Below are 16,186 nucleotides of genomic sequence, written 5' to 3' on the forward strand. Positions count from 1 at the left end.
AATCACCTTTTATTGAAAATTGACTTTATCTTTATTAAATAGAATAAATTATATTCTATCATTATAACCCAATGATTGTGAATTGTGAAAAGGAAAAGATTTTACTGACATTTCACCATAATTTTTTGTTCAATTATACAAAAGTACCCGATCCTCTCCAAGAGATTCACGGGTACTTTTTATCACCGTAGTTTTACTATATAGTGATTAGTATTTTTCTAATACTAATACATCGTAACCATCTAACATTTTACGACCATCTAAGTAAGTAAGCTCTACTAAGAATGCAATTCCTGCTACAACTCCGCCAAGTTCTTCAACTAGCTTAATTGTTGCTTCAATTGTTCCGCCTGTAGCTAATAGATCATCTGTAATTAATACGCGTTGACCCGGTTTAATTGCATCTTTATGGATTGTTAAAACATCTGTACCATATTCTTTGCCGTAGTCAACTGTAATTACTTCACGTGGTAATTTTCCTAATTTACGAACTGGCGCAAATCCTACTTCTAATGCATAAGAAACTGGGCAACCGATAATAAAACCACGAGCTTCTGGTCCTACTACAACATCGATATCTCTTTCTTTTGCATACTCAACGATTGCATCTGTTGCTGCTTTGTATGCTTTACCGTCGTTCATTAAAGGTGTAATGTCTTTAAACACAATACCTTCTTTCGGATAATCCGGTACAATTGCGATATGTTGCTTGAAATCCATATTTCTGAATCCTCCTCAGATATAAAAGGTTTGTAAATACAAATCCTTTACCCTAACTGTTCTACTTATTTATGATTACGAATCGTTTCAAACCATGTATATAGTTGCTGATATGTGCTATAAACCAATTCTTTTTCTAATTGTAAGTGGTTCATTTTCTCACGATATGTGTTCGATTCAATTAAATCACGCTTTTGTTTTTGTTCGGCCATAAAAATGACACCGTCTTTTATTGTAACAAATTCTAACTCAAAAAACACCTGTGTCATGAAATTTACTGTATCTTTCGACCAACCTTTATGACGACATAGTTGTTCCCCATATTGTCTTAAAGAAAATGGTGCTTTTTGGTTCAAGAAAGAGTAGTACCATTTAAAATGTTCCCTCGTTGGGACTGTACTAAATAAATGGTTATTCTCTTGATAAAATAACGTATAAATTCGCGATGGGAATCCCATTTTAAATAGGTCACGTAATTCATCTGTTCCTTTCGGCAAATCAAGCAAAACGATGTATTGATCATCTAACTGTGTGACCTCTGATGCATGCACGAGATGTTCTTTATAGTCTTCTAAAGAAAACTTATTCAATACCTCTTCAGAAAAATACACCATTGTTATTTTTCCTTTCGGAAGTTCTGCTAAATTTGCTTCCACATTACGCATACTACGCCAATCAAATAATTGCCATGCCTCTACAGCAATATCTTGTACCATTAATTGTGGCTTCTTAAAATTATTCCATTCATTAATGGATGCCTCTCCTATTACAGAAACTTTCGCAACTGGAGAAATTTCTTTCGCATACGCACCAAATCCGAATCCAATTGTATCCAGTATTGCCTGTCCGTCACGAAGTGCCATTTTCAAATGTGAACCATCTGATCCGATTGCACGAATACTTTCCAAATCAGCATCTTTTACCGCAATACGTGGTTTTGGATTTCCAACACCAAACGGCGCTAACTTTTGCATATCCTCAATTGCAGCAAGAGTTACATCCTCCACCTTACAAAAAGCATCAACTGCTGTAATTGGAATAAAATCTTCCTCAGTTAAAATCACATCAGCTTGCTCATTTAACCTACGTCTTAATTCATCTACATCATTCATATGTAGCGTCATTCCGGCTGCCATCGGGTGTCCCCCGAAGTGTGGCAATAACTCTCTACAATCAGACAAGTTAGCAAATAAATCAAACCCTGCAATACTACGCGCTGAACCCTTTGCCGTTTCTTTTATAGGGTCAATGCTCAATACAATCGTTGGACGATAAAAACGTTCAACTAATTTAGAAGCAACAATCCCAATTACACCTGGATTCCAGCCTTCTTTTGCAAGCACTAACACTTTGTTTTCTTCTGGCGGGAAATTATTTTCCACTTCAGCGATAGCCTCTTCTGTAATTTGCTTTACAATATCTTTTCGAAGTTTGTTCAGCTCATCAATTTCTTCAGCAAGCTCTTTCGCTTCTTCTGGATCGTCTGATAATAATAAGTGAACAGCAGGTGTTGCATCTTCTAAACGTCCCACCGCATTAATACGCGGTGCAATTGAGAAGCCAATACTTTCTTCTGTAATTTCACTTTGCGAAACGTTAGCAACTTTAAATAAAGCTTTCAAACCAATATTTCTTGTCATACGCATATGTTTAAGCCCGCGCTGTACTAACAATCTGTTTTCACCATGTAGCGATACTAAATCAGCTACTGTACCGATTACTGCGATTTCCAATAAATGTTCTGGAACGCGCCCTAAAAGTGCATGTGCAACTTTAAACGCAACACCAACACCCGCTAAATAGTGAAACGGATAAACACCGCCTTCTAATTTCGGATGAATAATCGCAAGTGCTTCTGGTAATTCTGGCGGTGGCTCATGGTGATCTGTAATAATAAGATCTATTCCAAGGTCCTTCGCTACCTTCGCTTCATGTACAGCTGCAATACCAGTATCTACGGTAATAATTAGCGAGAACCCAGCGCTATGCGCCCAACGAAACGCTTCTTCGTTTGGCCCATACCCTTCTGTAAAACGGTTTGGAATATAAAATTCTACCTCTGCACCTAATTCTTGAAGCGCAAGATATAAGACAGTCGTACTACTTACCCCGTCCGCATCGTAATCACCAAATATTAATATTTGCTCTCCATTTTGAATCGCCTTATTTACACGTTCTACCGTTCTATCCATTCCTTCTAATAAAAATGGATCGTGAAATTCTTGATTTTCTGTATTTAAAAAATCTAAAATCTTATCTTCTGTATCTAATCCTCTACCGAGGAATAACGAAACAACAAGAGGTGATAATTGCAATTTACTTGCTAATTCACTCACTCGCTCTTCACTATATTCTTTTTCTTTCCAACGCGTCTTCGGTTGTAACACGAAATCACCCCTTAACCTATCCATTATACAAGACAGATTAAGGGGTGACAATATGATGCAAGCTACGATGCAATATCCATATACTAAAATATTAATGCTATTTAATTTGGAGAATACGGATTTATATGTACAAACACATTTTGTACGTTATCTTGTTTCATAAGTGTTTCTTTCACATGCTTTCCGATGCTATGCCCTTCTTCTACAGTGATATATGGATCTACAGATACTTTAATATCAACGATTACATAGTGACCATGTTCCCTCGCATATAAAGAACCTATTTTCTTCACACCTTCCACTTGAAGAACTGCTTCTCTAAACGGAATAACATCCTCCTCATGAAGCACATGATCAAGCGTTGCGTGAATCGCTTCCGCCCCAATACTCCACGCCATTTTCGCAACAAGAATTGAAACAAATAATCCTGCAATCGGATCGGCATATACAAGCCAATCTAAACCTAATTTACCACCGATGATAGCTGCACAAATGCCGATTAAAGCTGCAATTGAGGAAAACACATCCGAACGGTGCTCATATGCATTTGCAATAATTGCATCACTATTTATCCTTTTCCCTAATCGGAATTTATATTGAAACATTCCTTCTTTCACGACAATAGAAAAAATGACAGCAAAAATCGTAATTCCCTTCGGCGGTTCTAATTCTTGTGAAAAAGCTTTTATAGACGAAATCGCTATCTCTAGTCCAACAATAAATAATAATACCGCTACAATAATCGCTGAAATCGATTCCGCTTTACCATGACCGTACGGATGATCTTCATCAGGCGGCTGCTTCGCTGCTCGCAATCCAAAAAGTACAGCTAGCGAACCGATTACATCTGATCCAGAATGCACTGCATCCGCCAATAGTGCCTTACTGTTTCCAATATAACCAATTACCGCTTTTATAATCGCTAATATAATATTACCAACGATACCGACAATAGCACCAAACTCAGCCTGTTTAAAACGTTCATCTTTTTCCATAATTAAAATCCCTTCTTTTCTTAACCTATCTTTTTATCCCGCTATTTGTGGGCAGTAAGCCCCCCACCTCAAAATCCGGCAAATAAGAGGAAGTTAGGTGGGAGTCGGGCTGCCCGTAAAAGCCCGATTGGTGGGGCTAATAATAAGTGGGGATGAATAAAACCCCCCACTTATTAAAGTGTCACTTTATTTTAACAAAAACAGCGATAACCTTACCGCTTTCTTCCACTTTCTTCTTTCAAAAGTTGCTACCTTATTGTATCCACAAACGAAAAAAGAGATGCCTCATAAAGAGACATCATCTTTTTTATACTTGCGGTTCAGATTCTACTTTCTCAACCTTCTTCTTGTTTTTCCCCTTTTTCAAACGACGGTTTTCAAGTAGTAACCAAATTTGAGAGGCAACGAAAACAGAAGAATACGTACCTACGATTAATCCAACAAGTAACGCAAACGAGAAATTACGAAGTGACTCACTACCGAAGATAAGTAACGCAATTACCGGGAATAACACTGTTAATACTGTGTTAATCGAACGACCAAGCGTTTGACGAATACTTGCATTTACGATTTCTTCTAGGTCTTTTATATCACGAACTCGTTTTTTCTGTTTGTATAATTCACGGTTTCTATCAAAGGTAACAATTGAGTCATTAATAGAATAACCGATGATTGTTAATACCGCAGCGATAAACGTTAAGTCTACTTCTATCTGGAAAAGACTAAACATAACAACCATAACGAATGCATCATGTAGTAATGCAAGTACTGCAGATAATGCATACGTAAATCGGAATCGAATACTTACGTATAAGATAATAACTACCGAAGCAATTAATACTGCGATAAATGCATTTCGTGCGATTTCTTTACCGATTGTTGGTGAAACTGTACTTACGTTTGGCTCTGTACCATATTTATCATGGAAGAATGTTTTTGCTTTCGCAATTTCATCTTTTGATAAAACTCCTAATGTACGAACGGCGAAACCTTTATTGTCGTCCCCAGTCGGTACAATATCTTCTTCCTTCACATCAATTTTCAATTCTTCCAAATCTTTATGAACATCTGACACAGTAAGTGCTTGTTTAGATTGCAAGTCGATACGTGTACCACTTGCAAAGTCAATCCCAAGATTCAGTTTGAAAATTGGTAGTATAATTGCACCTGCAATTACAACTACCATCGAGAAGATAAGGAATTTATGACCGATATTTACGAAATTAATACGATCAAATCTTGTCGGTGGATGTACTACACCTTTTGTTAATGGAATAATATCCTTTTCCTTAACACCAAAGTAAGATGGTTTTTTATCGAAGTAACGGCTCTTTACAAGTAAACCTAGTAAGAAACGAGTACCGAATACGTTCGTAATGAAACCGACTAAAATACTAACAATTAAACTTGTTGCGAATCCTTTTACAGAGCTATTACCATAAACGAATAATACACCAGCTGCTGCAAGTGTTGTAATGTTCGCATCTAAAATTGTTGCTAATGAACGATGGTTACCAGCACGAAATGCTGACATCATGGACTTACCAATTTTCAGCTCTTCTTTCAGTCTCTCGTACGTAATAATATTCGCATCAACTGCGATACCTACCCCGAGCACTAACGCTGCAATACCTGGCAACGTAAGAACCGCATGCATCCAGTTAAAGACAAGCAATGTAACGAAAATGTATAAGCCTAGCATAATAACCGCTACAAGTCCTGGTAAACGGTAGAATACAAGCATAAATAAGAAAATAAGAGCGATACCAATCGCACTAGCGAAAATCGTTTGCTCTAATGCTTGTTGACCAAATTTCGCTCCAACAGATGTTGAATACATTTCTTTTAAATCAACAGGAAGTGCACCTGCATTTAATAAAGATGAAAGTTCTTTCGCACTTTCCACTGTAAAGTTTCCACCTACGATAGATACTTGAGCTTGGTTAAATACTTGGTTTACTGTTGCTGCTGATAAAAACTTCGGATTCGGTTTTGCAGACTCTGCTTTATACGAATCTTTTCCTTCTTCAAAATCAAGCCAAATTACCATTAAATTCGTTGGTGGTGGCATTTTTGAAATTTTTTCAGTTACTTCACGGAATTTGTCAGCGCTTTTTAGTGTAAGACCTACGCTTGCACGGCCTTGCTCATCAAATGTTTGCTTTGCTCCGCCGCCTTTTAAATCCGCTCCGTCCATAAGAAGGTTGTCATTCACATCACGGAATGTTAATTTTGCTTGTGTTGATAACATGTCACGTGCTTTTTGCTGATCTTGTACACCAGCAAGCTGTACGCGAATTCGATCTTCTCCTTCGATTTGAATGTTCGGCTCACTTACACCGAGTGCATTGACACGATTTTCAAGAGCACCTACTGTACTGACAAGTGCATCACGATCGATTTTATCACCTTTTTTGGCTGGTTTTACTTCATACAGAATTTCAAAACCACCGCGAAGGTCTAGTCCTAGACTAATTCCTTTTGCTATGTCTTTTCCTGCCGCACCAATCACTCCACCAATTAATAAAACGATGAGGAAAAAGGCGGCAATTCTTGTACCACGCTTTGCCATATGTACCCTCTTTCTGCTACTAACACTTTCAATAAATCTCTTACGATTCATTTTTACACGTGTGCATACGCCTAGTTAGTAGACTTCCTTTCTATAAAATACATGTATTTCCGCTAGTTCATCACTAGCTGTGTCGGTAAGCTTGTCACCATACCTACACTTTCATTATTTATTTTTCCTCTTCACTACCTCCTTTATATATAATCTTAGACATAATTCTTTCCTCTTTATCAATACCTATCATTATACTGCAAAAGGAAGAACAAACCAATTACAGTCAGTTATTTATTTTCATATTCATCAAATGACCAAAGTGGCGCTTGATATGCTTCAACAGTTAAATAAGTCATATATTCATTAGTACTTACTCTTAATACATCATTTACTAATTCATATAACCTAACATCACTGTCTATCTTCTTCCACTTTTTCACCTTGAGAAACTTCCAAATATCATTATCTGTCACTCGGTCATAACCAAACATGTGAAACTCTTCTACTTTACTTTCTAAAACGACTTGTAACTGTCCGCGGTATGATTCTACCAAAGCCTCTTTATCCAACATATATAACATCTCCTTCTTATTTCAGCACGAAAAGTCGCTTTTACTCCCGCTCTAATGGACAGCAATAACTACTTCCAAGAGTACCATTCATACTTTACTCTCTTAAATGCTTGTCATTCTTGTCTCATACGTGCATATAAATTATTGTAAATCATTCCATTGATTTTGAGAAGGTAGGAGAAGAGTATGACGAGACAAAGCTTTTTAAAAGGTGCATTTATTTTAATGATAGCTGGCTTTATTACAAAAATCCTTGGATTCATTAACCGCATTGTAATGGCACGTATTTTAGGAGAAGAAGGCGTTGGCCTTTATATGATGGCTGTCCCCACCTTCATTTTAGCAATTACATTAACACAAATAGGTCTTCCCGTTGCAATCGCAAAATTTGTAGCAGAAGCTGAAGCAGTAAACGATAAACAAAGAGTTAAAAAAATCTTAACAGTCTCGCTAGCCATTACATCCATTATTAGTATCATTTTAACAATTGGGATTATGCTCCTCACACCTATTTTAGCAAAAACATTATTAACTGATGAAAGAACGTACTATCCGTTAATGGCTATTTTACCTGTCGTCCCTGTTATTGCCGTTTCTTCCGTTTTACGTGGTTATTTCCAAGGGAAACAAAATATGAAGCCTAGCGCTTATGCCCAAGTCCTAGAACAAGTTGTCCGCATTACAATTATCGCTGTATGCATTCGGTTATTTTTACCTTACGGCGTAGAATATGCTGCAGCTGGCGCTATGTTATCAGCCGTTCTTGGCGAAGTTGCATCTTTATTATTTTTACTTACTTTATTCCAACGCGAAAAACATCTATCTATACGCTCTGGGTTTTTCACTACGGTAAAGGAGAGCAAAAATACATTTTATTCTCTTATGGATATCGCACTTCCAACTACAGGAAGTCGTTTAATCGGTTCCGTTTCATATTTCTTTGAACCTATCGTTGTTATGCAAAGCTTAGCAATTGCCGGGGTTGCTGCTTCTGTCGCAACACAGCAATACGGTATATTGAACGGTTACGCCTTCCCGCTTCTATCACTACCTGCCTTTATTACATACGCTCTTTCTACAGCACTCGTCCCTTCCATTAGTGAAGCAATGGCAAAGAGACAGCACAAATTAGTGGAACACCGTTTACAACAAGCACTTCGAATTTCCTTAATTACTGGTGGATGGTCAGTCGTTATTTTATATGTATTTGCTTCACCCGTCTTAACGCTTATGTATGGATCGGACAGTGCAACAGCGTTCATCCAACTTCTTGCACCTTGCTTTTTATTTCATTATTTTCAAAGCCCACTTACATCTGTGTTGCAAGCTTTAAACTTAGCAAGAGCTGCTATGATGAACACATTTATTGGCGCTATCGTAAAATTAATCGTTATTTTTGCACTCGCTTCGCGCCCAGAATTCCAAATGATGGGGGTTGCTCTCGCAATCGCAGCAAATATAGTGACGGTAACATTCCTTCACTATGCTACTGTTTTAAAGAAAATTAAATTTACCATTTATGCAAAAGACTATATTTTTGGAGGACTTGCCATCGGTATTGCAGGCGCCTTCGGTTTTTACCTTCATAAGTATATTATTTTCTCTCATTCACTTGGCGTACAAACATTATGGGAAATCACTTTAACAACAATCGTTTATATTTTCCTCCTCTTTGCTTTCAAACTCATTCGAAAAGAAGAGTTGAGTCGCCTCCCTATCATTCGGAAACTTTCATTTTTGAAGTAAATAGGCTTACTATTTAATCTGGTAAGCCTCTAGTTTTCTTTCAAATCAACAAAAAATTGGCCATTTTGAAAGCTGCAGTATAAAATTTGTGTTATATCGTTATAACCTAAGTTTTTTAATTTTCCAATGAGCCATTCATCTGTGTGTTCAATCATTTGCAAATGATTGAATTGAATTTCTCCATCAATAATTAATGGGAGTGTAAAAATTGGCATATCATTTTTACTCTTTTTACTTTTTTGTTTTTGAAAAACAGACAACTTCCCTGACGGTTCTAAAATAGCATATTCCACATCCCGCACATCCCCGACCCCTTGCTCCCTTAGTTGCATCATTAAATCGTCTATGTTATAGCGCTGTTTCCGCATCTTTTTTTCATCAATCTTTCCCGCATTTATAAGGATAGCCGGTTCCCCTTCTATTAAATGTCGAAAACGTTGAAACTTTAAAGATATAACTGACAAAATGATTTGTATGCACATAAGAAAAATCATTGGAACTAATTGATGCCAAAGTGATTTATCGGTATTTTCAATTGCTACTACGGCCATTTCTCCAAGCATAATGAATACGACTAGATCTAATACACTTAACTCTCCAATTTCACGTTTACCCATAAAACGGAAAATAATTAAGATAATGATATACAAAAGCATCGTCCGGCCAATTATTGATACCCATTCCATTTCTACATCTCCTTTTTTATTTATAGATTCCCCTACAAAAAAGAAACTAGTCTAACTTGATCAAAATGAAAATATGCTTGTATTAAAAAGGGGGAATTCATAAATGGATGGAACGAAAAAATTATCAACTGCAATCGGCTTCGGTATTATTGCCCTACTTATCCTCGCATCTATTACTAGCATGGTTATAGCTCTATTATTAAAGTTTACAAATATGAATGAAGGGACATTAACCGTTACTATTTTGATACTAGCTCTTCTATCTATGCTTATGTCTGGGTTTATTGCTGGCAAAAAAGCGCAAGGGAAAGGCTGGCTAGTAGGTTTCACAACAGGACTTACATTCGCCATACTTGTTTTTCTAGTTAACTATTTAGGTTTCTCTCAAACTTTATCGAACTCACAGTTACTTTACCAATTAGCATTAATGGGCGCGAGTACACTCGGTGGTATTTTCGGTGTAAATATGTCAAAACAAAATAACTAAAAAAGGCCCTGCACATTTCATGCAGGGCCTTTTTTAGTTTTTCACAACTTCACGAATCGCATTGCGATCGAAAGTTAAGTGTGAACCACCAGATTTAATAACGATTTTCGTTTCATCTACTGATTCGATTGTACCGTGTAAGCCACCAATTGTTATGATAGCATCACCTTTTGACAACTCGTTTTGCATTTGAGCAACTGCTTTTTGACGCTTTTGTTGCGGGCGAATTAATAAGAAATAGAAAATCGCAAACATCGCAACGATCATAATGATATTCATCATACCTGGATTCATCTTTTGTTCCTCCTTTTAAATTATGTATTAGAAGTTTTTAGCATTCGGTTTATTAAAGCCATACTGTTCAAAGAACTCTTCGCGGAAATCGCCAAGACGGTCTTCACGAATAGCTTGTCTCACCTGCTCCATTAAGTTTAACAGAAAATGAAGGTTGTGATAAGACGTTAAACGAATTCCGAACGTTTCATCACATTTCATTAAGTGACGAATGTACGCACGAGAGTAATTTTTACATGTGTAGCAATCACAGTTAGGATCAAGCGGGCCGAAGTCTCTAGCAAATTTCGCGTTTTTCACAACTAAGCGACCTTCACTTGTCATACATGTACCATTTCGAGCAATACGAGTTGGAAGTACACAGTCAAACATATCAACACCGCGAATTGCACCATCAATTAACGAGTCAGGAGAACCTACTCCCATTAAGTAACGCGGCTTATTATCTGGAAGAAGTGGTGTTGTAAATTCAAGTACACGGTTCATAATATCCTTCGGCTCACCAACAGATAGACCGCCTATAGCATATCCAGGGAAGTCCATTGAAACAAGATCTTTCGCACTTTGACGACGAAGCTCTTCAAACTCTCCACCCTGTACAATACCGAATAAACCTTGGTCTTGTGGACGCTCATGCGCCTTTAGGCAACGCTCTGCCCAACGGCTCGTACGTTCTACAGACTTTTTCATATATTCAAAAGTAGCTGGGAATGGTGGACACTCATCAAATGCCATCATGATATCTGAACCTAATGCATTTTGGATTTCCATCGCTTTTTCTGGAGATAAGAATAATTTATCTCCATTTAAATGATTACGGAAATGAACGCCTTCTTCTTCAATACGGCGGAAGTCACTTAAACTAAATACTTGAAAACCACCAGAATCTGTTAAAATTGCACGATCCCAGTTCATAAATTTATGCAAACCGCCTGCTTCGCGTACAATTTCATGACCTGGACGTAACCATAAGTGATACGTATTACTTAAAATAATGCCCGAATCCATTGCCTTTAATTCTTCTGGTGACATCGTTTTAACTGTTGCAAGTGTACCAACTGGCATAAATGTCGGTGTATCAAATGAACCGTGCGGCGTATGCACACGACCTAAACGCGCACCCGTTTGTTTACAAGTTTTAATAAATTCATAACGAATTGCTGTCATAATTTACTCCTTTTATTTGTTTCTCATTTTAGCGTGAGATGCAACGAACATTGCGTCACCGAAGCTAAAGAAACGATATTTTTCTTTTACTGCTTCATTATAAGCATGAAGTACATTATCTCTATTTGAAAATGCACTTACAAGCATAATTAGTGTTGATTTCGGCAAATGGAAGTTTGTAATTAAACCATCAATTGCTTTAAATTCATATCCTGGGTACATAAAAATATCTGTCCATCCAGAAGCGGCACAAAGCTCACCATCATGATCTGTCGCAATTGTTTCTAATGTACGAGTTGATGTTGTACCTACAGTAATAATACGTCCACCATTCTCTTTCACACGATTTAATAATGCCGCTGTCTCTTCAGACATATGGTAATATTCTGCGTGCATATGGTGCTCTTCAATCGTATCTGCAGAAACCGGTCTAAATGTTCCAAGTCCTACGTGAAGTGTAATAAATGCTAACTGAACGCCTTTTTGCTTTAACTTCTCAAGTAACTCTTCTGTAAAGTGAAGTCCTGCTGTCGGTGCTGCTGCTGAACCGATTTCTTTCGCATATACTGTTTGATAGCGATCGCGATCTTCCAGTGTTTCTTTAATATATGGAGGAAGTGGCATTTCCCCAAGTTCATCTAAAATTTCATAGAAGATGCCGTCATATGAAAATTCAAGCTGACGTCCACCTTGATCTGCAGTTCCTGTGCAAGTTGCTTTTAATTTCCCTTCACCAAAAGAAATTACAGTTCCTTCTTTTACACGTTTCGCTGGCTTAACAAGCGTTTCCCACTTATCGCCTTCCTCTTGTTTCAAAAGAAGCACTTCAATGTGCGCGCCTGTATCTTCTTTTACACCGTGCAAGCGAGCAGGCATAACTTTCGTTTCATTTAAAACTAAACAATCCCCCTCATGTAAGTAAGAAAGAATGTCCGTAAAATGCTTATGCTCAATATCACCAGTTTCACGGTCTAACACCATCAATCTTGATGTTTCACGCTCTTCAAGCGGGACTTGCGCAATAAGTTCTTCTGGTAAATGAAAATCAAACAGATTAATATCCATAACTGTATCCACCTATTTCTTATTTGAATCGATTTATTATATACATAATAAAAGATAATACAATACTTAACACAATACATGTAATGATCGGAAAATAAAAGGTAACGTTACCTTTTTTCAAAAAAATATCGCCTGGAAGCCTTCCAATGAACTTCCAAGCTAGACCAACAACAATGAGTAAAATACCGGCTGTAATAAGCAGCTTTGGCATCTCCGTCATGCTTTTGGCATCTCCATTCCGAAATGTTCATATGCAAGCGGAGTTACAATCCGGCCTCTTGGAGTTCGTTGTAAAAAGCCAATTTGTAATAAATACGGCTCATACACATCTTCAATCGTATGAGATTCTTCCCCAATCGTCGCCGAAACTGTTTCTAGTCCAACTGGACCACCACGGAACTTTTCAATAATACCAAGTAATAATTTATGGTCAATATGATCAAGACCTAATTTATCTACTTGCAGTAGTTCTAACGCCATTTGTGTAATTTCCATTGCAATTGTTCCGTCGCTGCGAACTTGTGCGAAATCACGTACACGTCGTAATAAACGATTCGCTATACGAGGTGTACCACGAGCACGTCTTGCAATTTCTAGTGCAGCTAATGAGTCGATTTCAACTTCAAACACTTCTGCTGTACGTTCAACAATCGCAGAAAGCTGATCCACTGTATAATACTCTAATCTTGAAAGTACACCGAAACGGTCACGGAGCGGCGCTGATAATGCTCCGGCACGTGTTGTCGCTCCAACTAATGTAAATGGAGGTAAATCTAAGCGTACAGACCGTGCTGACGGTCCTTTTCCAATTACGATATCAAGACAAAAGTCTTCCATCGCAGGATATAGTACTTCTTCAATTGATCTATGCAAACGGTGAATTTCATCAATAAACAATACATCTCCAGGTTGAAGTGCTGTTAATACCGCTGCTAAATCTCCTGGTCTTTCAATTGCGGGACCTGACGTCGTTCGAATGTTAACACCCATTTCATTGGCAATAATATTCGCAAGCGTCGTTTTACCAAGTCCAGGTGGTCCATATAAAAGTACGTGATCTAACGTTTCTTCACGCATTTTCGCCGCTTCAATAAACACTTCTAAATTATGTTTCGCTTTATCTTGGCCAATATACTGACGGAGCGTCTGTGGCCGTAATGAATACTCTAAATCCGCATCTTCGTATCCAGATTCCCCTGAAAGGAGACGTTCGTCCATTATACTCACCTCTTACCATTTAGTAAAAGACTAAGTGCCTTTTTAATATATTGATCCGTCGTTAATGATTCTTTTAATAACTCTGGTACAACACGAGAAACTTCCCGTTCTGCATAACCAAGTGCACGCAGTGCCTCCAGTGCTTCATCAAGTTCAACTGAGGAACCTTTCTTCTCATCAAAACTTTCAACATCTGAGAACAAATCAACAAACGCATCTGGTACAACATCTGCTAGTTTTCCTTTTAAATCTAAAATCATTTGGCGCGCTGTTTTCTTTCCGACGCCCGGGAACTTCACTAAAAACTTCTCATCTTCATGTTCAATCGCTTGAACGACCTGTCCTGTTTGACCAGAAGCTAAAATTGCAAGAGCGCCTTTTGGCCCAATGCCAGACACACCTAACAACTTTGTAAATAATAAACGCTCTTCACGTGTTTTAAATCCGTAAAGTGCCATAATATCTTCTCTTACATAATGATATGTATAGACACGAATTTCTTGCTTACTTCTTTGAAATACATACGGATTTGGTGTGAAAATTTGATAACCAATTCCATTATGATCAATTACGACATATTCCGGTCCTACATATTCCACGTAACCTGTAACATATTCAAACAAAATACGATCTCTCCCTCTCAAATCATGTATTCCATTTTAACATATTTAACAATAGAAAAGCGAGAATGCCCCAACAAATGTTCTCTATTTGAAACTTCTGTTATTTTCCATTGACAGAAAGTATAAAGCCCCTTAATATACAGAGGTCGATAATGATTATCAATATTAATTAAAGGGGTTACATCAGGATGAAACAAAAGCTATTTATTTTATTTACTATTATGCTAGTTGTTCTTTCTATCGTTGGCTGTTCTTCTCAAAAAGAAGAATCAAAAGCAAAAGAACAACCGAAAACAAAAGTTGTAAAACATGCTAAAGGGGAAGCAACAATTCCAGTTAATCCAAAGAGAATTGTTGATTTATCTGGATCAACAGAGGAATTATTAATCCTTGGACATAAACCTGTTGGCACAGCAAACACGTATAAAGATAAAATCCAAAATCACTTAACGGACAAGCTAGACGGCGTAAAGGCAGTCGGCTGGTACTGGGCGCCTAAAGTTGACCTAGAGGCTGTTACAGCTTTAAAACCAGACTTAATTATTTTAAACAATCGTCAATTGAAAATTTATGATCAACTAGAAAAAGTTGCACCGACAGTTGTTCTAGAAACAAATCTAGAAGACTGGCGTGGTAAGTTTAAAGAAGTAGGTAAACTATTTGACGAAGAAAAGAAAGCTGACAAATGGATTGCAGACTACGATAAAAAAGCAGACTCTTTATCAAAAAAAATTAAAGAAAAAACAAAAGATGAAAACTTTATGTTCGTCGCAGTTACACCTCAAAACTTCCGTGTATACGGTAGCTTCGGATACGGTGACATCATCTTTAACGATTTAAAACTTCCAGCAACAAAAGGTACAGATTTAAAACAAACGATGGCACAAGTATCACTAGAAGGTCTTGTTGCATTCCAGCCTGACCAAATGTTTATCGTAAACTTCGGCGGTGAAGCTGATAAAGTGTACGAAGACTATAAAAACAGTGCCGTTTGGAAAGACAATAAAGCAGTAAAAAGCAATCACGTATACGAAGTATCAAATGAAGTCTTCAATACGAAAGCATTCAACCCAATCGGAAAAGATATGCTGATTGATGAAATTGCAAAAGAAATTTTAGCTAAAAATAAATAAGAAAAAGCAGCTCACCATGAGCTGCTTTTTTTCTTATTTTGTACTGCATACTGCTTCATTTTTTCGATTGTCTTCACAAAACCTTCTTTTGATTTTATGCGAATACCACGTTTCAATTTCGCACGTTCATAACTCTCAAGTTTTTTCATATCAATTTGAAAAAAGGAGTGGATCGCGTTATCACTTTTCGGTACCCCTTTGAAAATTTGTAATATCCCTTCCTCTGAAACACCAAAATAACCGCTCGTTTTCAGTAAAGGAGAAATATCATCAACTTTCTTTTGTAATACAATTTGTACATCATCACGATCAACAAGTTGCCATTCCTTATATTGCTGCAAAAACTTTTCTAAATCCGCTACTTTTTCTGTCAGTATTTCCTCACTTACTTCTCCATCAACATACATGCGCTCTAATAAAATTGTAACTTGAGGTTCTTTTTCTACTACTTCTGCCCTCACATCGGATCCATAAGCTAAGCAAAACATCATAACGAAAGCTTGCAATGCAATTAGTATCCATTTCAT

16 protein-coding genes are annotated in these 16,186 nt (G+C 37.3%); 3 read left to right on the plus strand and 13 right to left on the minus strand.

The window, feature by feature from the left end:
- Positions 1-207: 207 nt before the first annotated feature.
- The 5 genes from LUS72_RS21820 to LUS72_RS21840 form a co-directional block, all read right to left on the minus strand.
- On the minus strand, positions 208-720 hold the full coding sequence (locus LUS72_RS21820) for an adenine phosphoribosyltransferase (protein WP_000346217.1): 513 nt from the start codon (positions 718-720) through the stop codon (positions 208-210).
- 65 nt (positions 721-785) lie between these two features.
- Positions 786-3,107, minus strand: coding sequence for a single-stranded-DNA-specific exonuclease RecJ (gene recJ, locus LUS72_RS21825; RefSeq protein ID WP_097830589.1), 2,322 nt, complete (start codon positions 3,105-3,107; stop codon positions 786-788).
- A gap of 101 nt (positions 3,108-3,208) precedes the next feature.
- On the minus strand, positions 3,209-4,102 hold the full coding sequence (locus LUS72_RS21830) for a cation diffusion facilitator family transporter (RefSeq protein WP_097830588.1): 894 nt from the start codon (positions 4,100-4,102) through the stop codon (positions 3,209-3,211).
- A 307-nt stretch (positions 4,103-4,409) separates the two neighbouring features.
- A complete protein-coding gene (gene secDF / locus LUS72_RS21835; RefSeq protein WP_097830587.1) occupies positions 4,410-6,674 on the minus strand; it encodes a protein translocase subunit SecDF in 2,265 nt (754 codons plus the stop codon).
- 281 nt (positions 6,675-6,955) lie between these two features.
- Positions 6,956-7,240, minus strand: coding sequence for a post-transcriptional regulator (locus LUS72_RS21840; protein WP_097830586.1), 285 nt, complete (start codon positions 7,238-7,240; stop codon positions 6,956-6,958).
- A gap of 186 nt (positions 7,241-7,426) precedes the next feature.
- On the opposite strand from LUS72_RS21840, the gene spoVB reads away from it, so the two are divergent.
- A complete protein-coding gene (gene spoVB / locus LUS72_RS21845) occupies positions 7,427-8,986 on the plus strand; it encodes a stage V sporulation protein B (RefSeq protein WP_097830585.1) in 1,560 nt (519 codons plus the stop codon).
- Positions 8,987-9,015: 29 nt separating this feature from the next.
- On the opposite strand, the gene LUS72_RS21850 is transcribed toward spoVB, so the two are convergent.
- Positions 9,016-9,672, minus strand: a complete 657-nt coding sequence (locus LUS72_RS21850) for a DUF421 domain-containing protein (protein WP_097830584.1) — start codon at positions 9,670-9,672, stop codon at positions 9,016-9,018.
- Between the two features lie 103 nt (positions 9,673-9,775).
- Here LUS72_RS21850 and LUS72_RS21855 point away from each other — a divergent pair, with 103 nt between their 5' ends.
- Positions 9,776-10,159 carry a TIGR04086 family membrane protein gene (locus tag LUS72_RS21855; RefSeq protein ID WP_000349126.1) on the plus strand — a complete coding sequence of 128 codons (384 nt, stop codon included), beginning with the start codon at positions 9,776-9,778 and terminating at the stop codon, positions 10,157-10,159.
- 33 nt (positions 10,160-10,192) lie between these two features.
- Here LUS72_RS21855 and yajC read toward each other — a convergent pair whose 3' ends face one another.
- From yajC to ruvA, 6 genes are read right to left on the minus strand one after another with little or no spacing between them, the layout of a single operon-like run.
- Positions 10,193-10,453, minus strand: a complete 261-nt coding sequence (yajC, locus tag LUS72_RS21860) for a preprotein translocase subunit YajC (protein WP_097830583.1) — start codon at positions 10,451-10,453, stop codon at positions 10,193-10,195.
- 27 nt (positions 10,454-10,480) lie between these two features.
- On the minus strand, positions 10,481-11,620 hold the full coding sequence (tgt, locus tag LUS72_RS21865) for a tRNA guanosine(34) transglycosylase Tgt (protein WP_000125371.1): 1,140 nt from the start codon (positions 11,618-11,620) through the stop codon (positions 10,481-10,483).
- Between the two features lie 12 nt (positions 11,621-11,632).
- Positions 11,633-12,685, minus strand: a complete 1,053-nt coding sequence (queA, locus tag LUS72_RS21870; RefSeq protein ID WP_097830582.1) for a tRNA preQ1(34) S-adenosylmethionine ribosyltransferase-isomerase QueA — start codon at positions 12,683-12,685, stop codon at positions 11,633-11,635.
- Between the two features lie 19 nt (positions 12,686-12,704).
- Complete coding sequence (locus LUS72_RS21875; protein WP_000138159.1) at positions 12,705-12,905, minus strand: DUF2905 domain-containing protein; 201 nt, start codon at positions 12,903-12,905, stop codon at positions 12,705-12,707.
- A complete protein-coding gene (gene ruvB, locus LUS72_RS21880) occupies positions 12,902-13,903 on the minus strand; it encodes a Holliday junction branch migration DNA helicase RuvB (protein ID WP_000344469.1) in 1,002 nt (333 codons plus the stop codon). The genes LUS72_RS21875 and ruvB overlap by 4 nt, the downstream gene beginning before the upstream one ends.
- A 5-nt stretch (positions 13,904-13,908) precedes the next feature.
- Positions 13,909-14,526, minus strand: a complete 618-nt coding sequence (ruvA, locus tag LUS72_RS21885; RefSeq protein ID WP_000464514.1) for a Holliday junction DNA helicase RuvA — start codon at positions 14,524-14,526, stop codon at positions 13,909-13,911.
- 188 nt (positions 14,527-14,714) lie between these two features.
- On the opposite strand from ruvA, the gene LUS72_RS21890 reads away from it, so the two are divergent.
- On the plus strand, positions 14,715-15,659 hold the full coding sequence (locus LUS72_RS21890) for an iron-hydroxamate ABC transporter substrate-binding protein (RefSeq protein ID WP_071747451.1): 945 nt from the start codon (positions 14,715-14,717) through the stop codon (positions 15,657-15,659).
- Between the two features lie 11 nt (positions 15,660-15,670).
- On the opposite strand, the gene LUS72_RS21895 is transcribed toward LUS72_RS21890, so the two are convergent.
- Entirely contained in the window at positions 15,671-16,186 is a 516-nt protein-coding gene (locus tag LUS72_RS21895) for a BofC C-terminal domain-containing protein (RefSeq protein WP_097830581.1), read from the minus strand.

It is taken from the genome of Bacillus cereus (assembly GCF_025917685.1).
In the GTDB taxonomy this organism is placed as follows: Bacteria; Bacillota; Bacilli; order Bacillales; family Bacillaceae_G; genus Bacillus_A; species Bacillus_A cereus_AT.